Source organism: Streptococcus sp. NSSLK0004 (assembly GCF_059039125.1).
In genome coordinates this window covers 973,266-998,091 of sequence record NZ_CM180142.1, presented here as the reverse complement: position 1 = coordinate 998,091, position 24,826 = coordinate 973,266, and the positions used below count along the sequence as shown (strand labels likewise).

Sequence of the window (24,826 nt, the reverse complement as noted above, 5' to 3'; positions counted from 1 at the left end):
ATGAGAATTTCTGTACCAGCAACCAGTGCTAATATCGGTCCCGGTTTTGATTCTGTCGGTGTAGCCTTATCCAAGTATTTAGTGATTGATGTCTTGGAAGCAACAGATGAGTGGATTGTTGACCATGATTTAGAGTACGTTCCAACCGATAAGCACAATCTTTTGATTAAAACGGCTTTAAAGCTTGCTCCTAATTTACAACCTCATCGAATCAAGATGACGAGTGAGGTGCCTTTAGCACGAGGGTTGGGGTCATCCAGTTCTGTCATTGTTGCAGGGATTGAGTTAGCCAATCAACTTGGTAATCTAGAATTGACTGTCGACGAAAAGTTGCGATTGGCGACTGAAATCGAGGGCCACCCAGACAACGTTGCCCCAGCTATTTTCGGTAACTTGGTCATCTCTAGCTATGTCAATAAGAAGGTAGAAGCTGTTGTCACAGAATTTCCGCCGGCAAGCTTCATCGCTTTTATTCCTAATTACCCCCTCCGCACCAGCGAAAGCCGTGGCGTCTTGCCTAGTCAGCTGTCTGCTAAAAAAGCCGTTGCAGCAAGTAGTATTGCCAATGTAGCTATTGCCGGTCTTTTAACAGGGGATTTAGAAAAAGCAGGGAAGGCTATTGAATCGGACATGTTCCATGAGCCTTTCCGTCAAAAACTTGTGCAGGAATTTTACCCTATCAAGCAAATCGGTCGTCAACTAGGAGCCTATGCTACCTACCTATCAGGTGCAGGACCAACTGTCATGGTCTTAGCCAGCAAGGAAAAGGAAGCCAGCTTGGTAGAAACTATCAACTCACTTGATTTAGATGGTACTGTCCACGTCCTGCAAGTCGATACAGAAGGAGTTCGAGTGGAAAATCTAAGTATTTAGATAAAATCAGAGAAATCTTCTCTGGTTTTATTTTTTTATCGTTTTCTGCCTGTTTTTTTGGTATAATGTAAACTGTATTTTTATAAACAAAAGTGAGAAGATTATGAAAGATAAAATTAGGCAAGACTTGGTTGGAATCGATATTCGGTTTGACGAGCCTTTGAAAAATTATACTTATACAAAAGTCGGTGGTGCGGTGGATTATCTAGCCTTTCCACGCAACCGCTATGAAATTGTCAAGATTGTTGAATTTGCTAATCGGGAAAATCTTCCTTGGATGGTCTTGGGAAATTCAAGCAATATTATCGTTCGTGATGGTGGCATTCGTGGATTTGTTATTCGCATGGACAAGCTCAACTCTGTTACTGTTTCAGGTTATACCATTGAAGCAGAAGCAGGTGCTAATCTGATTGAGACTACTAAAGTCGCTCTCTTTCATTCTCTATCAGGTTTTGAATTTGCCTGTGGAATTCCGGGAAGTATCGGCGGTGCTGTCTATATGAATGCCGGTGCCTACGGTGGTGAGATTGCCCATATTCTCGTGTCTGCTCAGGTGTTGACACCAGCAGGCTACGTGGAAACCATTGAGGGACGGGATCTACGTTTTGGCTACCGTTCGTCCATTCTTCAGGAGAATGGAGCCATTGTCCTCTCGGCGAAGTTTGCCTTAAAACCGGGTAACCATACGGTGATTAAGCAGGAGATGGATCGCTTGACACATTTACGTGAGCTCAAGCAACCCTTGGAACTGCCTTCTTGTGGCTCTGTTTTCAAGCGTCCGCTAGGACATTTTGCAGGGCAACTCATCATGGAAGCTGGCTTGAAAGGTCACCGTATCGGTGGGGTAGAAGTGTCTGAAAAACACGCAGGCTTTATGGTCAATGTGGCTGATGGAACAGCCAAAGACTACGAGGACCTGATTGCCCATGTGATTCAAGTTGTTAAAGAATCTTCAGGGATTACTCTGGAGAGGGAAGTTCGCATTATCGGCCAAGTTGCTGATACACTCTAGCCTTATGGCTCTGTCAAAAAAAGAAGGAATTTATGAGAATTGAAAAAGCCAATTATTGAATTTAAAGATGTTTCCAAAGTATTTGAAGACAATGGAACTACTGTCTTGAAGAATATCAACTTCGAACTAGAAGAAGGGAAGTTTTATACCCTTCTGGGTGCTTCTGGATCTGGTAAATCAACGATTTTGAATATTATTGCAGGTCTATTAGATGCCACCTCAGGTGATATTTATTTGGATGGTCAGCGTATCAATGATGTGCCGACTAATAAACGGGATGTCCATACCGTTTTTCAATCATATGCCCTGTTTCCGCATATGACCGTCTTTGAAAATGTGGCTTTTCCACTAAAATTACGAAAAATTGATAAGGCTGAAATTGAACGACGTGTCACAGAAGCCTTGCAAATGGTCCGCTTGTCTGGTTACGAAAATCGTGCCATTCAAAAACTCTCTGGAGGACAGCGCCAGCGAGTTGCCATTGCTCGTGCCATTATCAACCAACCACGTGTGGTCTTACTTGATGAGCCACTTTCTGCCTTGGACTTGAAACTGCGAACTGAGATGCAGTATGAACTCCGTGAACTACAACAACGGTTAGGTATTACCTTTGTCTTTGTTACCCATGACCAAGAAGAAGCACTGGCTATGAGTGACTGGATTTTTGTCATGAATGAAGGCGAGATTGTTCAGTCAGGAACGCCTGTTGATATCTATGATGAGCCAATCAACCACTTTGTTGCCACCTTTATCGGTGAGTCCAACATTTTGCCAGGTCGGATGATAGAAGACTACTTGGTAGAGTTTAACGGTAAACGTTTTGAGGCAGTGGACGGTGGTATGCGTCCAAATGAAGAAGTTGAAGTGGTCATTCGTCCAGAAGACTTGCAGATTACTCTGCCAGAAGAAGGTAAGTTGCAAGTAAAAGTTGATACCCAACTTTTCCGTGGGGTTCACTATGAAATTATTGCCTATGATGACTTAGGGAATGAGTGGATGATTCACTCAACACGCAAGGCCATTGTTGGTGAAGTTATCGGGCTAGACTTTGAGCCAGAAGATATCCATATCATGCGTCTCAATGAGACCGAAGAAGAGTTTGATGCCCGTATCGAAGAATACGTGGAGGTAGAAGAAGTCGAAGACGGCTTGATCAATGCTATCGAGGAGGAACGCAATGAAGAAAACCTCTAGGCTCTTTGCGGTTCCCTACGCTTTATGGGTCTTTCTCTTTGTCTTAGCGCCTGTCGCTCTCATCATTTACAAGTCCTTCTTTGATATTGACGGGAATGCGACATTGGCCAACTACCAAACTTATTTTAATTCGCCAAACATGACCTATCTGAAGATGAGTTTTAACTCTATCTTCTACGCAGGTATCATCACCTTTGTAACGCTTTTGGTCAGTTATCCGACAGCTTATTTCCTAACTCAACTCAAGCATAAGCAATTGTGGCTCATGTTGATTATTTTGCCGACCTGGGTCAATCTCTTGTTGAAAGCCTATGCCTTTATCGGTATCTTTGGGCAACATGGTTCTATCAACCAATTTCTTGAGTTTATCGGCTTAGGTGCCCAGCAAATTCTCTTTACGGATTTTTCATTTATTGCAGTAGCAGCTTACATTGAAATTCCTTTCATGATTTTACCGATTTTTAATGCCTTAGATGATTTGGATTCTAATCTCATCAATGCTAGTCGAGATTTGGGAGCGACTTCTTGGCAGACTTTTACAAAAGTTATTTTTCCTCTGTCCATGAATGGTGTTCGTTCAGGTGTTCAGGCGGTCTTTATTCCAAGTTTGAGTTTGTTTATGCTGACACGCTTAATCGGTGGAAACCGTGTGATTACCTTGGGGACAGCGATTGAGCAGCACTTCCTCACAACACAAAACTGGGGAATGGGGTCAACAATCGGTGTTGTACTGATTGTAGCCATGCTCTTTATTATGTGGTTGACGAAAGAGAGGAAGAAATAATGAAAAAATTTGCAAAGATCTATCTAACAATTGCCTTCCTCATCTTGTACCTACCGATTTTTTATTTGGTATTCTATGCCTTCAACGAAGGTGGAGATATGAATAATTTCACAGGTTTTACCCTAGATTATTTTAGCTCCATGTTAGGCGATAGCCGTTTGATGCTAATTTTAGCTCAAACATTTTTCCTAGCCTTCCTCAGTTCTTTGATTGCGACGATCATTGGAACATTTGGTGCGATCTACATTTACCAAGCTCGTCCACGTTTCCAGAATGCTCTTTTATCAATAAATAATATTCTCATGGTGGCACCAGATGTCATGATTGGTGCGAGTTTCCTCATTCTTTTCACCATGATTGGTTTCCAACTTGGCTTTGTCTCTGTTCTGCTTAGTCACGTAGCATTCTCTATTCCGATTGTGGTTCTCATGGTTTTGCCACGTTTGAAAGAAATGAATGACGACATGGTATCAGCTGCCTACGATTTAGGAGCAACTCAGTTTCAGATGTTACGGGAGATTATGCTACCTTATCTGACACCAGCTATTATTGCCGGCTACTTCATGGCTTTTACCTATTCACTGGATGATTTTGCAGTGACCTTCTTCGTCACAGGAAATGGCTATTCGAACTTGTCCGTTGAGATTTACTCTCGGGCTCGTCAGGGGATTTCTCTTGAAATCAATGCCCTATCAACTCTCGTCTTCCTCTTTTCAATCTTGTTAGTGGTGGGCTATTACTTTATCTCACGTGAAAAGGAGGCAGAATAATGAAACGACTCTATTCATTTTTAGTAGGAGTAGTAGTAATCGTCCTGGCACTCTGGGCCGTCAGCAAAAATTTGGAAGAAAAATCAACTCAGGGAACGACGGATAAACTGGTCATTTATAACTGGGGCGATTATATTGATCCTGAATTGATTGAAGAATTTACTGCTGAAACGGGGATTCAAGTAGACTATCAGACCTTTGATTCCAACGAAGCCATGTACACCAAAATCAAGCAAGGAGGTACTACCTATGACTTGGCAGTGCCGTCAGAGTACATGATTTCCAAGATGATTGAAGAAGATATGCTCATCAAGCTGGACAAATCGAAGATTGAGGGGCTGGAAAATATTGATCCGCAGTTCATGGGACTGAGTTTTGATGAGAACAATGATTATTCTGTTCCTTATTTCTGGGGGACCTTGGGGATTGTTTATAATGTAACCATGGTGGAAAATGCTCCTGAGGAGTGGGAAGACCTTTGGTCAGAAGAATACCGTGACAATATCATGCTGATTGATGGTGTTCGTGAAGTCATGGGATTTGGTTTGCAGTCTTTGGGCTATAGTCTCAATTCAAAAAATCCAGCAGAACTAGAAGAAGCAGCCGAACATCTCTACAATTTGACACCTAACGTCAAAGCCATTGTTGCAGATGAAATCAAAGGTTATATGATTCAAGATGCGGCAGCTATTGCTGTCAGCTTCTCAGGAGAAGCGAGTGAGATGTTAGACGGAAATGAAAATCTCCGCTATGTCGTTCCTTCAAAAGGATCGAATCTCTGGTTTGATAATATGGTTATTCCAAAGACAGCCAAGAACGTTGATGGAGCTCATGCCTTTATCTCCTTCATGCTTCGTCCAGAAAATGCCTATCGCAATGCGGAATATGTTGGCTATTCAACACCGATTCCAGCAGCTAAGGCTATGTTAGACGAAGAAACACAGAACGATGAAGCATTCTATCCATCAGAAGAAACAATGAAGAACATGGAAGTCTATGACAACCTCGGAGCCAACCTCCTTGGAACTTACAATGATTTATTCCTACAATTCAAGATGTATCGAAAATAAATAATGTTTTGACCTACATTTACAAATAAAAAAACGCATAAAGTCATGTTTATTAGAAACGTTGATTTTATGCGTTTTATAATGTGAATAATCTTCATATTTGTTTAATAGTTATATTTTCAACTTCATAATAGCAGAGAAGAATGCCTAATATTTTCTATGATATTACTTGAAATTATCTTAAATAATGGTAAGATATAAAACAATATACCTCAAGGAGAAAGCTATGAACCAAGAGCAATTATTTCAACTAGCAAAAGTGGAACTTCACTGTCACCTAGACGGATCGTTGCCTCTTTCAACTATCCGAAAGTTAGCCAAAATGGCCAATATTCCCCTTCCTTCCGATGATGTAAAGTTGCGAGATTTGGTTACTGTACCTGGTCGAGTTGATAGTCTTATGGATTATCTGAAAACATTTGATTTTGTCCGTCCACTCTTACAAACAAAAGAGGCTTTGAAACTGGCTGCCTACGATGTAGCAAAAGAGGTTGCGAAAGAAAATGTATTTTATATAGAAATTCGTTTTGCACCAGAACTATCTATGGATGAAGGCTTATCCGCTAAAGAAGTTGTAGAAGCAGTATTGGAAGGATTGAAGGCTGCACAGGATGATGTTGGAATTATTGCTAAAGGAATCGTTTGCGGTATGAAACAATCTGACTCTGAATTGAATCAGGCTATCTTTTCAGAGGTAGGAGACTTGGCATATAAGGGATTAGTTGGTTTTGACTTTGCGGGTAATGAAGTAGAGTATCCAACAGAAATGCTTGCAGATAGCATTGAACGGACTCAAAAGATTGGTCTTCCTATGACCTTGCATGCTGGGGAATGTGGATGCGTGGCTAATGTAGCTTATGCATTGCAACTTGGAATTAAACGAATTGGTCATGGAACTGCCCTGGCGCATAATGATAATATTATTGCAGAACTTGTTCGACAGGAAGCAACGATTGAAATGTGCTTAACAAGTAATCTTCAAACAGGTGCTTCGCCAAGTTTAGAAGACTTTCCTTATCAAGAGCTCTACCAGGCAGGTGCTAAAATTACTATTAATACGGATAATAGGACAGTGTCTGATACAAATTTGACAAAAGAGTATGGCCTGTTTGTCAAATATTTTGCTACGACTTTTGATGATTTCTATCGTTTTAATCGCAATGCTATTGAAGCTAGCTTTTCAAGTTCTGAGGAAAAACTTGATTTGTTGGTACGTCTGAAACAATCTTATTATCCAGAATAAAAACTCAAGGAGCCTTGTGTCCCTTGAGTTCTTTTGTTATTGTAGATTAAGTTTTTTAGTCATGATATAGTAAGTTCCGAAGTAATATGCTATACCCAAGAGAATAGTTATAATAGTTAACACTAGGTTAGGAAGAACTAGTGCTGAGGGATTAACATAGCTATCAATGGTCATCATATTTACAGAATAGAAGATGGCTACGAAACTCCCTACGAAGAAATTAATAATGAAGTAAGTAACAATAGCCATTAATGTACGGTAGTCTTTGAAGAGTTGACCGATGGAGATAGAAAAGTAAATGAGAAGAATGCTTGTAATCCATTCAATGATTGGCTGGAGAACATATTGAGGAGACGCTCCCCAATATTCTAAATATCCAAAACTATAGAAGATAGAGGAGAAATCATCAACCCCAGAAATAGATATAGTCAAGAAAATACCTAATAAAATCACAATAACAGCAAGAAGATTCCAAATCAAGGCTGCAGCCAGCTTACTGAGGATGAGGAGATGAGGAGACACAGGAAGGGTCATTGTTAGATAACCTTGGCGACCATAGATATTTTTTCGGAAGCGATTAACAACAAGGAGGAAGGTGGATATAGCAACGCTAACCATAATGATTGCGTAGGCAAAAACTGATACTCCTAGCATAATAGCTTCACTATCACTAGAGAATTCAGTCCGCATATCAATCGTTCTTATCCAAAGTCCTAAGAGGCAAGATAGTATGAGACTAAGGCCATAGAGACCGAAGTACCATTTTCCAACGGATTTAATCTCGTGTTTTAATAATTTTCCAAACATAGCATAGAATCTCCTTCTTAGTTTAAGCTTTGAATTCACGACGGAATAGTTCGTCAATAGACTCCCCACTTTCAACTCGCAAATCGTCTACATTTCCTTGACGTACAATGGAACCATACTGTAGAAAAATAACTTCGTCAAGAATGGACTCGACGTCTGAAATTAAGTGTGTAGAAATGATGACAGATGCTGTCGGTGAGTAATTATTAATGATAGTCTTTAGAATGTAATCGCGGGTGGCTGGGTCAACTCCCCCAATTGGCTCATCTAGGACATAAAGCTGTGCCTGACGGCTCATAACTAGAATAAGTTGTACTTTTTCCTTATTACCTTTTGATAGGTGCTTCATCCGACTATTGATATCAATTTGTAAATCTTGTAGTAGATGCATTGCGCGAGAATAATCGAAATCATCATAAAAATCTTGAAACAAACCTAGGGCATCGCGAACAGTCATATTATCCTCTAGATAAGTTGTATCCGGTAAGTAGGAAACTACTTTTTTTGTTTCAGGAGATGGTACGCGCCCATTAATTAAAACTTGTCCATATTCTGGCTGAAGAAGACCGTTCAATAATTTAATTAAGGTAGTTTTACCAGAACCATTTGGACCTAATAAACCAATGATTTTACCAGCTGAAATTTTAAAATTCACATTATTCAAGGCAACTAATCCACCATATGATTTTGATACCTGTTGAAATTCAACGAGGGTAAGAGGGTTATTCATAAGACACTCCTTTCAAATAGTTATCCAATTGTTCGTTCAATTCACTGGGGTCGAAACCGAGATTGAGCATATTTGTAACGAAATTTTCTAATTCTTGTTGAGCTAACTCGATTCGTGTTTGAGTGATTAATTCTGTATTATCTGTCACAAAACGCCCCGTGGTCCTAACAGAATAGACAAATCCTTCATCCTCCAAATCGGATAGAGCGCGCTGAACAGTATTGGGATTAACACCAGCTATCTCTGCTAAGTCACGTACAGTAGGTAACTTATCACCTGGTTGTAGTTGGTTGGTGACAATCTGCAATTTGATTGCATTGGTTATCTGAATATAAATGGGGATATTGTTATCGAATTTCCAAGCCATAATCGTTCCTTTCTAGATAGCCTAGCCATCTGTCTAATTGTTCTAAATACATAATACAAAATAACAAAATAAAAATCAAGTATTATATCCTTAAAATTTAAAAAAACTTATTTGAATAACTTTTTGGTATAATATTAAGAGGATTATTAATTGGACAAAGGAGGCAACCATGCTAGCGCAACTAGATACAAAAACAGTTTATACATTTATGGATAGCATGGTGACCATAGATGATTATGTAGCGCGTGCTAAGGAATTAGGCTATCAGACATTAGGGATTATGGATAAGAATACTCTCTATGGTGCCTATGCTTTCCTAACAACCTGTCAGAAAGAGGGGATTCAGCCATTAATCGCATGTGAAATGGATTGGCAACTGGAAGAAGGTGGAGAGTTAATCACTCTACAATTTTTGGCTTTGAATACGGAAGGATATCGCCACTTGCTCAAGATTTCGACAGCCAAAATGACTGGACATGTAATCTTCGATGAAATTAGGCAGTATTTAAATGGAGTGGCGATTATTGTGCCGTATTTTCCAGAAGTAGATGAGCTAGATTTGGGGGTCGATTTTTACATTGGAGTTCGGATTACTACTCCACAAATCATCTTTAGTAGACCAACCATTCCTATTCAGACAGTTCGGTATTTCGAAGAGGAGCAAGTTGAGGTTTTACAGGTCCTTCATGCTATTCGCGAGAATGTACCACTTAATCAAGTTCAAGATTTAACTAGCAGACAAGAACTTTTATCATCAGATAGGTTGGAGGAACTTTTTTTAAGTCGTTTTCCGTCTTCGGTAACGAATCTCAACAATTTGGTGGCAAATATCCATTATAATCTTGATACGAGTCTCAAATTACCTAGATTTAATAGAACAAGACCGGCAGTAGATGAACTAAAGGAAAGAGCTCATATAGGGCTAAGAGAGAAGGGATTACATCAACTAGCCTATCAAGAGCGTTTGGAAAAGGAGCTTGCTGTTATTCATCAAATGGGGTTTGATGATTACTTTCTAATTGTCTGGGATTTACTGAGATTTGGCCGTAGTCAGGGATATTATATGGGAATGGGCCGAGGATCCGCAGTGGGAAGTTTGGTAGCGTACGCTTTAAATATTACCGGTATTGATCCTGTCAAACATAACCTACTTTTTGAACGTTTTTTGAATGTAGAGCGTTACTCTATGCCGGACATTGATATTGATATTCCAGATATTCATCGGGCGGATTTTATTCGCTACGTTCGTGATAGGTATGGTAGCATGCATGCAGCTCAAATTGTCACCTATTCAACATTTGGAGCCAAACAGGCTATTCGTGATGTCTTTAAACGATTTGGTACACCAGAGTATGAGTTGACCAACATTACTAAGAAGATTACCTTTCGGGATAGCCTTTCATCTGCTTATGAACGCAATGCCTCTTTTCGGCAGATAATCCATAATAAAATTGAGTATCAAAAGGCATTTACAATTGCTTTACAAATTGAAGGAAAACCTCGTCAGACCTCAATCCATGCAGCTGGTATTGTAATGAGCGATGAAGATTTAACGGATACCATTCCTTTAAAATCAGGAGAAGATATGCTCTTGACCCAGTATGATGCACATGCAGTTGAAGCCAATGGTTTGCTCAAAATGGATTTTCTGGGTCTGCGTAATCTGACATTTGTGCAAAAAATGGCAGAAGGAGTTCGACTAAAATATGGAACAGACATTGATATTTCTAGTATTAATTTAGAAGATGAAGCAACTCTGCAACTCTTTGCGACAGGAAACACGAAAGGGATTTTTCAATTTGAACAACCTGGGGCAATCAGTCTGCTTAAACGTGTTAAACCAAGTTGCTTTGAGGACATAGTAGCAACTACTAGCCTAAATCGCCCAGGAGCTAGTGATTATTCGGACAATTTTGTCAGACGAAAGCACGGTCAAGAGCCTGTTGATTTACTTGATGATTCTATCGCTTCCATCCTAGCACCCACATATGGCATCATGCTCTATCAAGAGCAAGTTATGCAGATAGCTCAAGTCTATGCTGGCTTTACATTGGGAAGAGCCGACTTACTTCGTAGGGCAATGTCGAAAAAAAATGCCAAAGAAATGCAGGCCATGGAAGTTGACTTCTTGGAAGGGGCTCTTTCAAAGGGACATGAAGAAAAAAATGCTAGGGATATTTTTGTTATGATGTCAAAGTTTGCGGGCTATGGTTTCAACCGCAGTCACGCCTATGCTTACTCAGCATTAGCATTTCAAATTGCTTATTTTAAAACACATTATCCGGATGTCTTTTTTGATGTTATGCTCAATTATTCAAGCTCTAACTACATCAACGATGCCTTACGATTTGACTTTAAGGTTAATAAGTTGACGATCAATACTATTCCTTATTACGATAAGTTTGATCAGCAAGCTATTTATATGGGACTAAAAAATATCAAAGGCGTTCCCAAAAATCTGGCTTTTTGGATAATTGATTCTCGTCCTTTTAAATCCGTTGAGGATTTTATACTTCGTTTGCCAGAATCATTTAAGAAAAAAGATTTGCTAACGCCTTTAATTCAGCTTGGTCTTTTTGATGAATTTGAACCCAATCGTAAAAGAATTCTAGACAATTTAGACAACCTGTTTGTCTTCTCAGAAGCCTTTGGTTCCTTTTTTGCAGAGGAAAATTATAGTTGGATAGATTCTGAGGATTATAGCGATAGTGAGAAGTTTGATTTAGAACAATCGATTATCGGAATCGGCATCAGTCCCAATCCATTACTAACTCTCAGAAAAAAGAGCGAGCGACCTATTACAGACTTGTCTGATTTGGAGGCTGGTATTAGGACAACGATATTGGTGCAGGTTCAATTCATACGTGTAATTCGAACCAAGAAAACTGGGGAACAAATGGCTTTTCTTCAAGTAACAGACTCGAAGGAAAAATCTGAAGTGACAGTCTTTCCCGAAAGCTTCAAGCAGTATGGACACTTACTAGAGAATGGAGCAATGTTGTATGTGACAGGAAAGGTCCAAAAGCGTGATGAACAACTACAAGTTGTCGCAGAGAAAATCGAAGTAGCTAGCTTAGAGAAATTCTGGATTTTATTAGAAAATCAAGAACATGATCAAGTTATTGCGAGAATTTTAAATAAATATGTAGGGACTATTCCAGTTGTCTTACACTATCAAGATAGTAATCAAACAATTCAAGCAAAAGAGTTTTCGGTCAAAAAGACTCCTGACTTACAAGAAGAATTAGCAGAGTTTACAATGAAAACGGTTTTTCGGTAAAAAATAGCAAAAAGTCAAGCAAGTTACTAGCAATTGTGATATAATGGAACAGTTAAAAATGAAACTAAAAGGAGTAGATACGAATGAAGCGTATTGCTGTTTTGACCAGTGGTGGAGATGCCCCTGGTATGAACGCTGCTGTTCGTGCAGTTGTTCGAAAAGCACTTTATGAAGGCATGGAAGTTTACGGAATTAACCGTGGTTATGCCGGCATGGTCGCGGGTGACATCGTGAAATTTGAAACTAAAGATGTGACTGGCATCCTATCAAAAGGTGGTACATTCTTGCGTTCAGCTCGTTATCCTGAATTTGCCCAATTGGAAGGTCAATTAAAAGGGATTGAACAGTTGAAAAAACTCGGTATTGAAGGTGTTGTTGTTATCGGTGGTGATGGATCTTACCATGGTGCAATGCGCTTGACAGAGCACGGTTTCCCAGCGATTGGTGTACCTGGAACAATTGATAACGATATTGTTGGTACAGATTTCACAATCGGTTTTGACACTGCGGTCAGCACAGCGGTAGAGGCTATCGATAAAATAACAGATACTTCATATAGTCACAAACGTACTTTTGTCGTTGAAGTAATGGGGCGTAATGCGGGTGATATCGCTGTTTGGGCCGGACTAGCAACAGGTGCAGATCAAATTATTATTCCTGAAGAAGAATTTGATATTAACGACGTTGTCCAACGTAATATGGACGGTTATGAAAAGCGTGGTAAGAGTCATGCAATTATCGTTCTAGCTGAAGGTGTTATGTCAGCAGACGAGTTTGTTGCTAAAATGAAAGAAGCTGGCGACACAAGTGATCTTCGTGCTACAAACCTTGGGCATATCCTTCGTGGAGGTAGCCCAACGCCACGTGACCGTGTTCTCGCATCATGGATGGGAGCACACGCTGTTGACCTCTTGAAAGAAGGAAAAGGTGGCTTGGCTGTAGGAATCCAAAATGAAAAATTGGTTTCATACCCAATCTTAGGTACTGCTGAAGAGAATGCTTTGTTTAGTTTGACTGAAGATGGTAAGATTCAGGTCAATAAACCTCATGAAGGTCAGCTTGAATTAGCAGAACTTAGCCGAGAACTACGTCGCTAGACATTGAAATAAATACATAGGAGAATCTATAACATGAATAAACGCGTAAAAATCGTTGCAACACTTGGTCCTGCGGTGGAAATCCGTGGTGGTAAAAAATTCGGTGAAGATGGATACTGGGGTGAAAAACTTGACGTTGAAGCTTCAGCACAGAAAATTGCTGAATTAATTAAAGAAGGAGCGAACGTTTTCCGCTTTAACTTCTCTCACGGGGATCATGCAGAGCAAGGTGAACGTATGGCAACTGTACGTCGTGCAGAAGAAATTGCAGGTCAAAAAGTTGGTTTCCTTCTTGATACTAAAGGTCCAGAAATTCGTACAGAATTGTTTGAAGACGATGCAAAAGAATATTCTTACACAACAGGTGAGAAAATTCGTGTTGCAACAAAACAAGGTATTAAATCAACTCGCGATGTTATTGCTTTGAATGTTGCAGGTGCTCTTGATGTCTTTGACGATGTTGAAGTTGGTAAACAAGTCCTTGTTGACGATGGTAAACTTGGTCTTAAAGTTATCGAAAAAGATGCTGAGAAACGTGAATTTATCGTTGAAGTTGAAAATGACGGCGTTATCGCTAAACAAAAAGGTGTAAACATTCCTTACACTAAAATTCCTTTCCCAGCGCTTGCTGATCGTGATGATGCGGATATTCGTTTTGGTCTTGAACAAGGACTTAACTTCATAGCTATCTCCTTTGTACGTACAGCAAACGATGTTGAATCAGTTCGTGCAATCCTTAAAGAAACTGGCAATGAGCACGTGCAATTGTTTTCAAAAATCGAAAACCAACAAGGTATCGACAATATTGATGAAATCATCGAAGCTTCAGATGGTATCATGATTGCTCGTGGTGACATGGGTATCGAAGTTCCATTTGAAATGGTTCCAGTTTATCAAAAAATGATTATCACAAAAGTAAATGCAGCTGGTAAAGCAGTTATCACAGCAACTAACATGTTGGAAACAATGACTGACAAACCACGTGCAACTCGTTCAGAAGTATCAGATGTATTTAACGCTGTTATTGATGGTACAGATGCAACAATGCTTTCAGGTGAGTCTGCAAATGGTAAATATCCAGTTGAATCAGTTCGTACAATGGCTACAATTGACAAAAATGCTCAGACTCTTCTTAAAGAGTATGGTCGCCTTGATTCATCTAAATTCCCACGTGAAACTAAAACTGAAGTTGTTGCTTCAGCAGTTAAAGATGCAACTAATTCAATGAATATTAAACTTGTTGTTGCTCTTACTGAGTCTGGTTCAACAGCTCGTGCTATTTCAAAATATCGTCCAGATGCAGATATCTTGGCTGTAACATTTGATGAGAAAACTCAAAAATCATTGATGATTAACTGGGGTGTTATTCCAGTTGTTACTGAAAAACCAGCTTCAACAGATGATATGTTTGAAGTAGCTGAAAAAGTAGCACTTGAGTCTGGTCTTGTTGAATCAGGTGATAACATTGTTATCGTAGCTGGTGTTCCAGTAGGATCAGGTGGTACGAACACAATGCGTATCCGTACTGTAAAATAATCTATATATAAAAAGCTTATTGTATCAACGTTTCTACGTTGTACAATAAGCTTTTATTTTTGTTAAGAAGTTTTATAGTGGCGTATTGATGAGTTAGCATTCCGAGGGCGAAAAGTGCTTAATTCGAAACATGACCTCTATGTATCTGACAGTTTAGGGTCTGCGCGCAAGTCTTTCTCGTACTACGAACGTCAAATTGACGATGTCATGAGTAGGTTAAAAGTCCCAGAAGGTAGTCCTTCTCCAAGATTCGTACTTTATGACAGCGCCAAAGATATCGGTAAGAAGAATAATTTTGGAGCGTATGATCCAGAGACCAACACAGTTTTTCTGAATGCGACAAAATTTAATGAAAAAGCTATCGTGAAGAAGTTACAGGCTGCCAATCAGAAATGGCTCAATGATGGGAATATTGGAAAATTCTTTGCAGTTGATAATGATCCTAGAGGACCTTTGGTCCATGAATTAGGGCATTATAAACACTATATGCACATTGAACATCATGCAAAATCGAACGGCATTACTTACGCAGAATCGAAGCAAAGATTTAACAAGAAATTGCTTGAATTTATTGATGAGAAGGGGTACAATATTGGTACAGATATCAGCGGATATGCTCAGGTACATTTTCTACAATTTAGAAATGAACCTGAGTCTACAAATGAAATTATTTCTGAATCAAATACACTTGATTTGTTGCTAAACAAAAGCCTAGGCAAATCAATCATTCAATTCTTGGAAAAGGAGGACTGGTAATATGGAAATGGTGATTACTAAAGGGGCTAAGATGTTGCAAAAAATCGAACCCTGGTTCGAACAGAAGAATCGTTATACTAATCCAAGATTGAAACCAGATACTCCTCAAGAAATTGTTGATTTGTACGAAGAATTTGAGCAATGGCGAGTTGAATACAATCGAACTCGCTCAACATTTGGAGATTACTAAGCACCTAGAAAAAATCTAAGTGCTTTTTTGTTGCAGAAAAAATAAGTCGTAGAAATACGGCTTTTTATTATGTCTAAATATCGCCCGGCATGGCGTTAAACTGTCCAACATATTTCAAATCACGGGCTCGTCACCCGTAAAATTGACGTAGAGGAGGAACTATGAAACGCGAATTTTTAGCAGGTCTTGGATTGTCCGGCAGGGAAAAAGGTAGTGCGAGGAAGATTGAAGATAAAAGTATAAACGAAAAGACCAATGCCTGTAAAAACGGGCATTGGTCCAACAATATTTAAGCAGAGTTTATTTAGTTATTTTTAGCCTTAACCAATCGGTAATGCAGTATAGGTACTAATTCTACTTACTAATGTAGTTGCTTGGAGAATAAGGTCTTCTATCAAAGTTACTGTCTTGTCCAAGTAGTTCGTTGGCAATCTGCCAAGCAATGTAAGGGCCATTCGTTAGTCCTGATGATCCGAGCCCACTAGCAACCCATATGTGTGGATTATCGTCTAGATTTCCATAAAATGGAGCGTAATTAGACGTATAAGCCCGTGTACCAATACGAGTCTTATTAATCGGATAATTGGCAAGTACCGGCATAAATTCTGCAGCTTTATCTTTCATATGTTGAATTTTCTGCATATCAAGACTTAGGTCATAGCCCATATCATCTTCATGGGTAGCACCAATGATAATTTTTCCATCTTCGAATGGAAGGATATCAATCTCGCCATAAGGCATACAGACAGGCCAATTTGTCGTATCTAAATCAGTTTCTAGTTCTAACAATTGTCCTTTTTGAGGTCTGACATCAACGTGATAACCAAGTGGCTGTAATGCCTCTGGAAGCCAGGCTCCAGTGGTTAAGAGCAGAATATCAGCGTGAATCTTCTCATGATTTACCTGAACTGTATTTTGATCTAAAAGCTCTGCTTTTCCGAAAATACGCTGCCCACCTTGTTCTAAAAATTTTTCTTGGAGCGTATCGACTAACTTACCACCATCAATACGTCCCCCTCCCTCTAAGAAGATTCCGTAAAAATCCGGCAACAGATGAGGGATGTAGTCAGTTATTTCTTGCCCTTTCAAGATTTTAATTTCACCGATGGTTGCAGTTTCAATCTTGCGGTCCTCGGCTATTTTTTGAATTTTTTCTAGCAATTCAGGCTTACTTTTTAGTCCGAGAGTTCCTGTCTGTTTAAACGGGAGCGTGTCTACTCCAGATGCAATTAAGTCTGCCATAAGTTGTCGGTAAAAAACAGCACCGTTTGATGTTAATCGATACCAGTCTTTATTTTTTTTCTGAGCTAGCCAAGGGCAGATGATTCCTGCCGCAGCTCTGGTCGCATTTCCAACGCCAGAATCTATGAGTGTAATATGATATTTTTCTGATTGTGAGAGATAGAATGCAGCAGTGGAGCCAACAATTCCTCCTCCAATAATGACTATTTCTTTTTTCATATGCTCATTATATCACAATGTAAAAAGTAGGACAATTAAATCTGATAAAATTATTGCTTTCTACGTCCAATGTAGTAGGAGTTAGAAGACAGTATCTTCACAACGGAAGACTTCTCCATTTTGTGTTAAAATATGAGAAAGGAGAAAACGATGTCAGATATTATGTACCCAGAAGTATTGACAGTTGGAGCAGGAGCTATCAAAGTTGCAGCCATTGGAGATAGTTTGACATATGGATATGGCTTAGAAAATCGTATTCAAGATGCATATCCATGTATTTTAGCGGAAATGCTAGGGAGTCATTATCAAGTATCTAATTTTGGTCTCAGTGGTCGCTCTCTTCAGTCTACGACGGACTTCCCTTACTTAGAGGAAGTAAATGCTCGACTCTCGTTGGAAAGTGAGCCGGACATTGTAATTATTATGATTGGAAGTAATGATAGTAGATCACCTTACTGGAATAGAGAGCGATTTACAGAGGAATTTAGACAGTTTGTTAGACTTTATCAGCTTCTTCCGAGTCAGCCAGATGTATACGTAGTGGTGCCTCCCTATGTACCAACCAGTCGTTTTGGACTTGATAATAGTGTCATAAAGGAGGAACTGCAGTACATTATTCCAAATATTGCAACTGATTTAGGGATAAAATCAATTAATCTTTATCCTTTGACAGAAGGTCATACGGACTATTATAGCGACGGTCTTCATCTAGCGCCAAAGGGGAATCGTGTCATTGCTGAAGAAATCTATCGTCAGCTTTTTCAGTAAGTTCCAGCAGAGTTTTTCAAAAAAGTATGGTATACTACTTACTGTAGAGAAAGATTGGAGAAGAGATGGTAAAGCGTGATTTCATTAAAAATATTATTCTGACAGTATCCCTCATTCTAGGTTTGGTTGCGTTGCGTTATTACGTATTTGAACCTGTTCAAATTACAACGGGAATGTCAAATAATTATCTGAAACAAAATGATGTTATTTTGGCAATTAAGGGAGCAGAAATCAATTATGGTGACTTTGTTCTCTATCAAATTGATAATAAAGAATATGTTGGGCGTGTCATTGCAAAATCCGGTGATACCGTAACATATATGGACGACGTTTTCTATCGAAATAATGAAATTGTTGAGGAGACCTATATTGAGGTTGCGGGACATTTGGAATACTATACAGAAGATTTTACAATCTCAAGCTTAACAAACGGACAGACAGATAAAGTATCAAAAGATTCATATTTGATTCTAAATGATACTCGGACAAACTTAGAAGATAGTCGTAGCTTCGGACTTATTCAAGCGAGTCAGATTGTTGGTCGCTTAACTTTTCGAATTAGCCCACTAAGAGAATTTGGTTTTATTGATACTGGACTAGCAACGAATGGCTAGTCCTTTTACTAATTGGTGAAGATTTTTCATTGTAAAAAACTTTTACTCTCAAACATGTTTATTGCACAGATATGACTAGACCAATTTTTTTATTGACATTACAAAAGTGTTATTATATACTGATATTATTGGTTTTTGTTATTTCAAAATCAGACTATACCAATTTAATAAAAGTTTAAGAAAGTTCAATTCGTCAGAGTTGAAGGTGATAGATATGTGTGGAATTGTTGGTGTTGTAGGAAGTTCAAACGCAACGGACATTTTGATTCAAGGTCTTGAAAAATTAGAATACCGCGGTTATGATTCAGCAGGTATTTTCGTAACAGGTGGAGAGCAGTCTCATTTGGTTAAGGCTGTTGGTCGCATTGCAGAGCTGTCTGCAAAAGTGGGTGATAAGACCGAAGGAACAACAGGAATCGGTCATACCCGCTGGGCAACTCATGGTAAACCAACTGAAGATAATGCGCACCCACACACGTCACAAACAGGTCGTTTTGTTCTTGTGCACAATGGTGTCATTGAAAACTACCTTGAAATGAAGAATGACTACTTGACTGATCATGATTTTAAAGGGCAGACAGATACGGAAATTGCTGTTCACTTGATTGGCAAATTCGTTGAAGAAGATGGTTTATCTGTTTTGGAAGCTTTCAAAAAAGCTTTGCATATTATCCAGGGTTCTTACGCTTTTGCCTTGATTGACTCTGAAAATCCAGATACGATTTACGTTGCTAAAAATAAGTCTCCGCTCTTGATTGGTTTGGGCGACGGCTACAATATGGTCTGCTCAGATGCCATGGCCATGATTCGCGAAACGAGCGAATACATGGAAATTCATGACAAAGAATTGGTTATCGTGACAAAAGATAGCGTCCAAGTGACAGACTATGAAGGTAATGCCATCGAACGTGATAGCTATACAGCTGAGCTTGACTTGTCAGACATCGGTAAAGGCACTTACCCATTCTATATGCTCAAGGAAATTGACGAGCAGCCGACTGTTATGCGTAAGTTGATTTCAACTTATGCAGATGCGGATGGTAAGATGACAGTTGATTCAGCTATTGTCAAGGCTGTTCAAGAAGCAGATCGAATCTACATCTTAGCAGCAGGAACTTCTTACAATGCAGGTTACGCTTCTAAGAACATGATTGAGGCCTTGACAGATACACCTGTTGAATTGGGTGTTGCTTCTGAGTGGGCTTATCATTTGCCAATTCTTAGCAAAAAGCCACTCTTTATCCTCTTGACCCAGTCGGGAGAGACTGCAGATAGCCGTCAAGTGTTGGTGCGTGCTAATGAATTGGGAATCCCAAGCTTGACCATTACAAATGTACCTGGCTCAACACTTTCACGTGAAGCGACTTACACTATGTTGCTCCATGCAGGTCCTGAGATTGCAGTAGCGTCAACAAAAGCTTACACTGCTCAGGTGGCGGCTCTTGCTTTCTTGTCCAAGGCAGTTGGTGAAGCCAATGGCAAGCAAGAAGCCATTGATTTTGACTTGGTGCATGAATTGTCAATCGTTGCTCAGTCTATCGAAGCGACACTTTCTGAAAAAGATTTGATTGCTGGAAAAGTTGAGAAACTTTTGGCGACAACTCGAAATGCTTTCTATATCGGTCGTGGTAATGATTATTATGTAACCATTGAAGCAGCTTTGAAATTGAAAGAGATTTCTTATATTCAGTGTGAAGGTTTTGCAGCTGGAGAATTGAAACACGGTACTATTTCTCTAATTGAAGACGGGACACCTGTTATCGCTCTGCTTTCTTCAAATGAAAAAGTAGCCGCTCATACACGTGGTAATGTGGCAGAAGTCGTATCGCGTGGTGCTAGCACTTTGATTGTGGTAGAAGAAGGTTTGGATCGCGAAGGGGACGATATTGTTGTCAATAAGGTACATCCGTTCTTGTCAAGTATCTCTATGGTGATTCCAACTCAGTTAATCGCTTACTATGCATCCTTCCAACGTGGATTAGATGTCGATAAACCTCGTAACTTGGCAAAAGCAGTTACAGTTGAATAAATATGAACGGATTTGGGCAACCAAGTCCGTTTTTTCAGAAAAATATACGGAAATTTTGTTGAATTTTATAAAAATTCTGAAAAATAACTAGGAAAATCAAATAGAATCTGTTATAATGATACCTAATCATTATTCAGGAGGGGACTATGGACTATATTTTACAAGTTTTGCCTAGTTTATTGAAAGGCGCGGCTGTGTCGCTAGAAGTATTTGTCTGGGTATTAGTTCTATCCCTTCCTTTGGGGGCAATTTTATCCTTTTTAATGCAGATTCGTTTTGCTCCGCTACGATGGTTATTGCATATTTATGTCTTAGTGATGCGTGGGACACCTTTACTTTTGCAGCTAATTTTTGTGTATTACGTGTTGCCTAGTCTAGGTGTTAATCTTGAACGAATGCCAGCGATTTTAGTGGCCTTTACGCTTAACTATGCTGCTTATTTTTCAGAAATTTTCCGTGGAGGAATAGAAGCTATTCCAGCTGGACAATATGAGGCAGCTAAGGTCTTGAAATTTACCCCTTTCCAGACGATTCGCTACATTGTCTTACCTCAGGTGGTCAAGGTCGTGTTGCCAAGTGTCTTCAATGAAGTAATTACCCTAGTAAAAGATACTTCATTGGTATATGCTTTAGGGGTAAGCGATCTTTTGTTGGCTAGTCGAACAGCTGCTAATCGTGATGCTAGCTTGGCTCCTATGTTTATCGCTGGGGCTATTTACCTGCTCATGATTGGAGTTGTGACTTTAGTATCTAAACAAATTGAGAAAAAATTTGATTATTATAAATAGGAGGAACTGCTATGTTAGAATTACGCAACCTATCCAAACGCTTTGATAACAAACAGATTTTCTCCAACTATGATTTGGTGATTCCAGAGGGCAAGATTGTGGCTATCGTTGGTCAATCTGGTGGTGGGAAAACAACCTTGCTACGTATGCTTGCTGGTTTGGAATCTATTGATGAGGGAACTCTTATCTACAATGGGCAAGAACTGCCTGTTGAAGAGTTAGGGAAACGACATCTGCTGGGCTTTGTCTTTCAGGACTTCCAGCTTTTCCCTCACTTGTCTGTTTTGGAAAACTTGGTCCTGTCTCCTGTAAAAACTCAGGAAATGCCACGTCAAGAGGCAGAAGACAAGGCCCGGAAATTACTTGATAAGCTTGGTTTGGCTAACCATGCAGACGCCTATCCATTCTCCCTTTCAGGTGGTCAGAAGCAACGGGTTGCCCTTGCACGTGCCATGATGATTGATCCAGAGATTATCGGCTATGACGAGCCGACTTCAGCTTTGGATCCTGAATTGAGAAGAGAGGTGGAGAATCTTATTTTGCAGAACCGTGACACTGGAATTACACAGATTGTGGTGACCCACGATATGCAGTTTGCGGAGAATATTGCGGATGAGATTATCAAGATTGAACCCAAACATTAGAATAGGATATTGATTATGAAAATAAAGAAAATGATTATTGGAGCAGTTGCTTTTCTCTCTACTCTTAGCTTAGCAGCTTGTAGTTCATCGCAAGAGACTAGTCAGGATAAATGGTCTAGTTTTGAAGAAGAAAAGAAGATTACCATTGGATTTGACAAAACATTTGTACCCATGGGATTTGAAGATACTGATGGAACTTATGTCGGATTTGATATTGACTTAGCGACTGCTGTTTTTGAAAAATACGGTATAGAAGTCGAGTGGCAACCAATCGATTGGGACTTGAAAGAGACTGAACTCAATAATGGGAATATTGACTTGATTTGGAATGGTTACTCAGTAACGGATGAGCGAAAAGAGAAGGTTCTATTTACAGAATCGTATATGGAAAATACACAGGTCCTAGTTACTAAGAAATCCTCAGGTATTGTATCTGCTTCTGATATGAAAGACAAGACTTTGGGAGCGCAAGCAGGTTCTTCAGGATATTCTATTTTCGAAGAACGCCCAGAAGTTCTAAAAGATATTGTAGCTAATAATGATGCGACTCAATATTCAACTTTTAACGAAGCGTTAATTGATTTGAAAAATGATCGCATCAACGGTCTTTTGATTGACCGTGTCTATGCTAATTATTATTTACAGCAAGAAGGTCTTATTGATGAGTATAACATTATTGATGTTGGTTACGATGACGGATCATTTGCAGTAGGGGCAAGAAAAACAGATACAACCTTGGTTGAAAAAATAAATACGGCTTTTGCTGAACTTTATGCAGAAGGGAAATTCCAAAAAATTTCTGATAAATGGTTTGGTGAAGATGTTGCAACTGAGGAAATAAAAAAATAGAGAGTAAAGAAAAAGATAGCTCTCTATTCTAGTCAGATTGAAGAAAAAGTCCAATTGGACAATTTTCTTCAATCTTTTTTTATCACTAAAATATGAAAAATTCTTATAAACATTGGAATAATGCTTTTATTTATAAGAAATCCATTATATTTTATCATAGACTTTCCAGTCTGTATTTTTTTATTCTGCGCTTTCTAAAGAGCTACTTGTGTAAGTAGTGTCATCTGTGCTAGATGTTGAAACCGAGCTGTTGGTAGTGTTAGAAGTAGAGCTACTTGAACTAGAATTTGATACTTGGCTACTTGTTTCTGTATTGGTTGTATTTGATGTAGTGGTATTCATGTTTGTATCGTTATTATTATTATTATTAGTAGTAGTAGTAGTAGTAGTTGTTGTTGTTGTTGTTGTTTCAGATTTACTTGCTTGTGTTGAATTATTTGTTGAATATTGGTAGACAATAACAGTTGTAGAGGTTGTATCGTCTTGGATTGCAACTGACTCTGCTGTACTAAAGGTATAAATAGTAATTGTCGCTGTAATAATCCCTAATATAGAGGCTATTGTAGCAATAGTTTTTTGAAAGGTTGTCAGGTGGCGTTGGACTTTACTAGTCTTATTTGTACTAGAAGTTTTACGGCTATTTCTTTTCGCCATTCTTGTATAATCGGTTTTAGATATGTGTTCATTGTTGTTCTGTTTTTCTTCCATGCTGTTTCCTTTTTGTGGAGTATAATAAGTTGGACTTAAAAATATCTTAAAGATTGGCGAAAGCCGTTAAAACATGATAAAATAGGACTATTGCAAACAAAGGAATGAAAACATGATTTATTTTGACAATGCAGCAACGACACAGGTTTATCCTGATGTACTTAAAACCTACACAGAAGTTGCTACTAAAATTTGGGGTAATCCCTCAAGTTTACACAATTTAGGCAGTCAGGCGACACGTATTTTAGAAGCGTCACGGAAACAAATTGCAGACCTTCTTGGCAAGGAAGACAAGGAAATCTTTTTCACCTCGGGTGGTACGGAAGGTGACAACTGGGTTATCAAGGGAGTGGCTTTTGAAAAGGCACATCTGGGTAAGCACATCATCGTTTCTGCTATCGAGCATCCAGCAGTAAAAGAATCAGCACTTTGGCTCAAAACGCAAGGTTTTGAGGTAGATTTGGCTCCGGTCAATGCCCAAGGTTTTGTTGATGTTTCAGCCTTAGAAAGCTTGATTCGTCCAGATACGACGCTCATTTCTGTCATGGCCGTCAATAATGAAATCGGAGCAATTCAGCCAATTTTAGAAATCTCTCAACTTCTAGCTGATAAACCGACTATTTCCTTCCATGTGGATGCGGTACAGGCTATTGGCAAGGTGCCAACGGAAGCATATCTCACAGATCGAGTTGATTTTGCTAGTTTTTCTGGTCACAAATTCCACTCTGTCAGAGGAGTTGGTTTCGTCTATGTCAAAGCAGGAAAGAAAATCGCTCCGCTATTGACAGGAGGAGGGCAAGAGAGTGACAAACGCTCGACTACGGAAAATGTAGCTGGCATTGCTGCAACGGCTAAGGCGCTCCGCTTGACTATGGACAAGGCTACAGAAAGTCAAAAACGATTGTCAGCCATGAAACAGATTTTGGCTGATGAATTGAGCAAGTATCAAGACGTGACAGTCTTTTCAGGAATGGACGGCTTTGTACCAAGTATCCTAACCTTTGGAATTAAGAACATCCGTGGTGAAGTGATCGTCCATGCTTTTGAAGACCATCAGATTTACATCTCGACCACTTCAGCTTGTTCATCTAAGGCAGGAAAACCAGCTGGAACTTTGATTGCCATGGGAGTGCCTCAGAAATTGGCTCAAACTGCCGTTCGTATTAGTTTAGATGATGATAACGACATGGGGCAAATCGAACAATTTTTAACTATTTTCAAGCAAATTTATCAAAATACACAGAAAGTAAGGTAGT

Annotated in this window: 25 protein-coding genes; 20 read left to right on the top strand and 5 right to left on the bottom strand. The window is 39.3% G+C overall.

Annotated features, from left to right (window positions below; genetic code table 11):
• From thrB to add, 7 genes are all read left to right on the top strand, one after another.
• Complete coding sequence (gene thrB / locus AC4CS8_RS05135; RefSeq protein WP_493892260.1) at positions 1-873, top strand: homoserine kinase; 873 nt, start codon at positions 1-3, stop codon at positions 871-873.
• Positions 874-976: 103 nt separating this feature from the next.
• The gene (murB, locus tag AC4CS8_RS05130) at positions 977-1,885 is read left to right on the top strand and encodes a UDP-N-acetylmuramate dehydrogenase (RefSeq protein WP_493892259.1); all 909 of its coding nucleotides are present in this window, start codon (positions 977-979) and stop codon (positions 1,883-1,885) included.
• Positions 1,886-1,924: 39 nt separating this feature from the next.
• Complete coding sequence (locus AC4CS8_RS05125; protein WP_493892258.1) at positions 1,925-3,079, top strand: ABC transporter ATP-binding protein; 1,155 nt, start codon at positions 1,925-1,927, stop codon at positions 3,077-3,079.
• Entirely contained in the window at positions 3,063-3,863 is an 801-nt protein-coding gene (locus AC4CS8_RS05120) for an ABC transporter permease (protein WP_493892257.1), read from the top strand. The genes AC4CS8_RS05125 and AC4CS8_RS05120 overlap by 17 nt, the downstream gene beginning before the upstream one ends.
• Positions 3,863-4,633, top strand: coding sequence for an ABC transporter permease (locus AC4CS8_RS05115; RefSeq protein ID WP_493892256.1), 771 nt, complete (start codon positions 3,863-3,865; stop codon positions 4,631-4,633). The genes AC4CS8_RS05120 and AC4CS8_RS05115 overlap by 1 nt, the downstream gene beginning before the upstream one ends.
• Complete coding sequence (locus tag AC4CS8_RS05110; RefSeq protein ID WP_493892255.1) at positions 4,633-5,703, top strand: ABC transporter substrate-binding protein; 1,071 nt, start codon at positions 4,633-4,635, stop codon at positions 5,701-5,703. Before AC4CS8_RS05115 ends, AC4CS8_RS05110 begins: the two co-directional genes overlap by 1 nt.
• A 226-nt stretch (positions 5,704-5,929) precedes the next feature.
• Positions 5,930-6,946, top strand: coding sequence for an adenosine deaminase (gene add, locus AC4CS8_RS05105; RefSeq protein ID WP_493893851.1), 1,017 nt, complete (start codon positions 5,930-5,932; stop codon positions 6,944-6,946).
• A 36-nt stretch (positions 6,947-6,982) separates the two neighbouring features.
• Here add and AC4CS8_RS05100 read toward each other — a convergent pair whose 3' ends face one another.
• The 3 genes from AC4CS8_RS05100 to AC4CS8_RS05090 are packed head-to-tail and all read right to left on the bottom strand — an operon-like array spanning position 6,983 to position 8,850.
• On the bottom strand, positions 6,983-7,753 hold the full coding sequence (locus AC4CS8_RS05100) for an ABC transporter permease (RefSeq protein ID WP_493893850.1): 771 nt from the start codon (positions 7,751-7,753) through the stop codon (positions 6,983-6,985).
• Positions 7,754-7,775: 22 nt separating this feature from the next.
• Complete coding sequence (locus AC4CS8_RS05095) at positions 7,776-8,483, bottom strand: ABC transporter ATP-binding protein (protein ID WP_493893849.1); 708 nt, start codon at positions 8,481-8,483, stop codon at positions 7,776-7,778.
• A complete protein-coding gene (locus tag AC4CS8_RS05090; RefSeq protein ID WP_493893848.1) occupies positions 8,476-8,850 on the bottom strand; it encodes a GntR family transcriptional regulator in 375 nt (124 codons plus the stop codon). The genes AC4CS8_RS05095 and AC4CS8_RS05090 overlap by 8 nt, the downstream gene beginning before the upstream one ends.
• Positions 8,851-9,019: 169 nt before the next feature.
• Between AC4CS8_RS05090 and AC4CS8_RS05085 the strand changes: the two genes are divergently transcribed.
• The 6 genes from AC4CS8_RS05085 to AC4CS8_RS05060 all read left to right on the top strand — a co-directional run bounded on the left by AC4CS8_RS05085 (position 9,020) and on the right by AC4CS8_RS05060 (position 16,002).
• Complete coding sequence (locus AC4CS8_RS05085) at positions 9,020-12,130, top strand: DNA polymerase III subunit alpha (protein WP_493893847.1); 3,111 nt, start codon at positions 9,020-9,022, stop codon at positions 12,128-12,130.
• Positions 12,131-12,213: 83 nt separating this feature from the next.
• On the top strand, positions 12,214-13,227 hold the full coding sequence (pfkA, locus tag AC4CS8_RS05080; RefSeq protein WP_493893846.1) for a 6-phosphofructokinase: 1,014 nt from the start codon (positions 12,214-12,216) through the stop codon (positions 13,225-13,227).
• Positions 13,228-13,260: 33 nt separating this feature from the next.
• Complete coding sequence (gene pyk / locus AC4CS8_RS05075) at positions 13,261-14,763, top strand: pyruvate kinase (protein WP_493893845.1); 1,503 nt, start codon at positions 13,261-13,263, stop codon at positions 14,761-14,763.
• Positions 14,764-14,877: 114 nt separating this feature from the next.
• Complete coding sequence (locus AC4CS8_RS05070) at positions 14,878-15,519, top strand: hypothetical protein (protein WP_493893844.1); 642 nt, start codon at positions 14,878-14,880, stop codon at positions 15,517-15,519.
• A gap of 1 nt (position 15,520) precedes the next feature.
• Positions 15,521-15,709, top strand: a complete 189-nt coding sequence (locus AC4CS8_RS05065) for a hypothetical protein (protein ID WP_493893843.1) — start codon at positions 15,521-15,523, stop codon at positions 15,707-15,709.
• Between the two features lie 161 nt (positions 15,710-15,870).
• On the top strand, positions 15,871-16,002 hold the full coding sequence (locus AC4CS8_RS05060; protein WP_493893842.1) for a hypothetical protein: 132 nt from the start codon (positions 15,871-15,873) through the stop codon (positions 16,000-16,002).
• A 61-nt stretch (positions 16,003-16,063) separates the two neighbouring features.
• On the opposite strand, the gene AC4CS8_RS05055 is transcribed toward AC4CS8_RS05060, so the two are convergent.
• Complete coding sequence (locus AC4CS8_RS05055; protein ID WP_493893841.1) at positions 16,064-17,170, bottom strand: NAD(P)/FAD-dependent oxidoreductase; 1,107 nt, start codon at positions 17,168-17,170, stop codon at positions 16,064-16,066.
• 150 nt (positions 17,171-17,320) lie between these two features.
• Between AC4CS8_RS05055 and AC4CS8_RS05050 the strand changes: the two genes are divergently transcribed.
• From AC4CS8_RS05050 to AC4CS8_RS05025, 6 genes are all read left to right on the top strand, one after another.
• Positions 17,321-17,938: a GDSL-type esterase/lipase family protein gene (locus AC4CS8_RS05050; protein WP_493893840.1), complete on the top strand. Its 618-nt coding sequence runs from the start codon at positions 17,321-17,323 to the stop codon at positions 17,936-17,938.
• Positions 17,939-18,003: 65 nt separating this feature from the next.
• The gene (gene lepB, locus AC4CS8_RS05045) at positions 18,004-18,552 is read left to right on the top strand and encodes a signal peptidase I (RefSeq protein WP_493893839.1); all 549 of its coding nucleotides are present in this window, start codon (positions 18,004-18,006) and stop codon (positions 18,550-18,552) included.
• A 214-nt stretch (positions 18,553-18,766) separates the two neighbouring features.
• Entirely contained in the window at positions 18,767-20,581 is a 1,815-nt protein-coding gene (gene glmS / locus AC4CS8_RS05040) for a glutamine--fructose-6-phosphate transaminase (isomerizing) (RefSeq protein WP_493893838.1), read from the top strand.
• Between the two features lie 146 nt (positions 20,582-20,727).
• Complete coding sequence (locus AC4CS8_RS05035) at positions 20,728-21,369, top strand: amino acid ABC transporter permease (protein WP_493893837.1); 642 nt, start codon at positions 20,728-20,730, stop codon at positions 21,367-21,369.
• 11 nt (positions 21,370-21,380) lie between these two features.
• Positions 21,381-22,013: an amino acid ABC transporter ATP-binding protein gene (locus AC4CS8_RS05030; RefSeq protein WP_493893836.1), complete on the top strand. Its 633-nt coding sequence runs from the start codon at positions 21,381-21,383 to the stop codon at positions 22,011-22,013.
• A 15-nt stretch (positions 22,014-22,028) separates the two neighbouring features.
• Positions 22,029-22,862 (top strand): amino acid ABC transporter substrate-binding protein, encoded by an 834-nt coding sequence (locus tag AC4CS8_RS05025; protein ID WP_493893835.1) that lies wholly within the window; start codon positions 22,029-22,031, stop codon positions 22,860-22,862.
• A 180-nt stretch (positions 22,863-23,042) separates the two neighbouring features.
• Here AC4CS8_RS05025 and AC4CS8_RS05020 read toward each other — a convergent pair whose 3' ends face one another.
• Positions 23,043-23,570 carry a DUF6556 family protein gene (locus AC4CS8_RS05020; RefSeq protein WP_493893834.1) on the bottom strand — a complete coding sequence of 176 codons (528 nt, stop codon included), beginning with the start codon at positions 23,568-23,570 and terminating at the stop codon, positions 23,043-23,045.
• A 112-nt stretch (positions 23,571-23,682) separates the two neighbouring features.
• Here AC4CS8_RS05020 and AC4CS8_RS05015 point away from each other — a divergent pair, with 112 nt between their 5' ends.
• Positions 23,683-24,825, top strand: a complete 1,143-nt coding sequence (locus tag AC4CS8_RS05015) for a cysteine desulfurase family protein (RefSeq protein WP_493893833.1) — start codon at positions 23,683-23,685, stop codon at positions 24,823-24,825.
• The last annotated feature ends 1 nt before the right edge of the window (position 24,826 follow it).

Bases quoted from the DNA above. Each gene is read 5' to 3' on its own strand.
- AC4CS8_RS05060 (WP_493893842.1), top strand. From the start codon at position 15,871: ATGAAACGCGAATTTTTAGCAGGTCTTGGATTGTCCGGCAGGGAAAAA.
- thrB (WP_493892260.1), top strand. From the start codon at position 1: ATGAGAATTTCTGTACCAGCAACCAGTGCTAATATCGGTCCCGGTTTT.
- pfkA (WP_493893846.1), top strand. From the start codon at position 12,214: ATGAAGCGTATTGCTGTTTTGACCAGTGGTGGAGATGCCCCTGGTATG.
- lepB (WP_493893839.1), top strand. From the start codon at position 18,004: ATGGTAAAGCGTGATTTCATTAAAAATATTATTCTGACAGTATCCCTC.
- AC4CS8_RS05065 (WP_493893843.1), top strand. From the start codon at position 15,521: ATGGAAATGGTGATTACTAAAGGGGCTAAGATGTTGCAAAAAATCGAA.
- AC4CS8_RS05030 (WP_493893836.1), top strand. From the start codon at position 21,381: ATGTTAGAATTACGCAACCTATCCAAACGCTTTGATAACAAACAGATT.
- AC4CS8_RS05100 (WP_493893850.1), bottom strand. From the start codon at position 7,753: ATGTTTGGAAAATTATTAAAACACGAGATTAAATCCGTTGGAAAATGG.
- AC4CS8_RS05035 (WP_493893837.1), top strand. From the start codon at position 20,728: ATGGACTATATTTTACAAGTTTTGCCTAGTTTATTGAAAGGCGCGGCT.
- AC4CS8_RS05015 (WP_493893833.1), top strand. From the start codon at position 23,683: ATGATTTATTTTGACAATGCAGCAACGACACAGGTTTATCCTGATGTA.
- AC4CS8_RS05025 (WP_493893835.1), top strand. From the start codon at position 22,029: ATGAAAATAAAGAAAATGATTATTGGAGCAGTTGCTTTTCTCTCTACT.
- AC4CS8_RS05110 (WP_493892255.1), top strand. From the start codon at position 4,633: ATGAAACGACTCTATTCATTTTTAGTAGGAGTAGTAGTAATCGTCCTG.
- glmS (WP_493893838.1), top strand. From the start codon at position 18,767: ATGTGTGGAATTGTTGGTGTTGTAGGAAGTTCAAACGCAACGGACATT.
- AC4CS8_RS05090 (WP_493893848.1), bottom strand. From the start codon at position 8,850: ATGGCTTGGAAATTCGATAACAATATCCCCATTTATATTCAGATAACC.
- AC4CS8_RS05120 (WP_493892257.1), top strand. From the start codon at position 3,063: ATGAAGAAAACCTCTAGGCTCTTTGCGGTTCCCTACGCTTTATGGGTC.
- AC4CS8_RS05050 (WP_493893840.1), top strand. From the start codon at position 17,321: ATGTCAGATATTATGTACCCAGAAGTATTGACAGTTGGAGCAGGAGCT.
- AC4CS8_RS05020 (WP_493893834.1), bottom strand. From the start codon at position 23,570: ATGGAAGAAAAACAGAACAACAATGAACACATATCTAAAACCGATTAT.
- AC4CS8_RS05095 (WP_493893849.1), bottom strand. From the start codon at position 8,483: ATGAATAACCCTCTTACCCTCGTTGAATTTCAACAGGTATCAAAATCA.
- AC4CS8_RS05085 (WP_493893847.1), top strand. From the start codon at position 9,020: ATGCTAGCGCAACTAGATACAAAAACAGTTTATACATTTATGGATAGC.
- AC4CS8_RS05055 (WP_493893841.1), bottom strand. From the start codon at position 17,170: ATGAAAAAAGAAATAGTCATTATTGGAGGAGGAATTGTTGGCTCCACT.
- pyk (WP_493893845.1), top strand. From the start codon at position 13,261: ATGAATAAACGCGTAAAAATCGTTGCAACACTTGGTCCTGCGGTGGAA.
- murB (WP_493892259.1), top strand. From the start codon at position 977: ATGAAAGATAAAATTAGGCAAGACTTGGTTGGAATCGATATTCGGTTT.
- AC4CS8_RS05115 (WP_493892256.1), top strand. From the start codon at position 3,863: ATGAAAAAATTTGCAAAGATCTATCTAACAATTGCCTTCCTCATCTTG.
- add (WP_493893851.1), top strand. From the start codon at position 5,930: ATGAACCAAGAGCAATTATTTCAACTAGCAAAAGTGGAACTTCACTGT.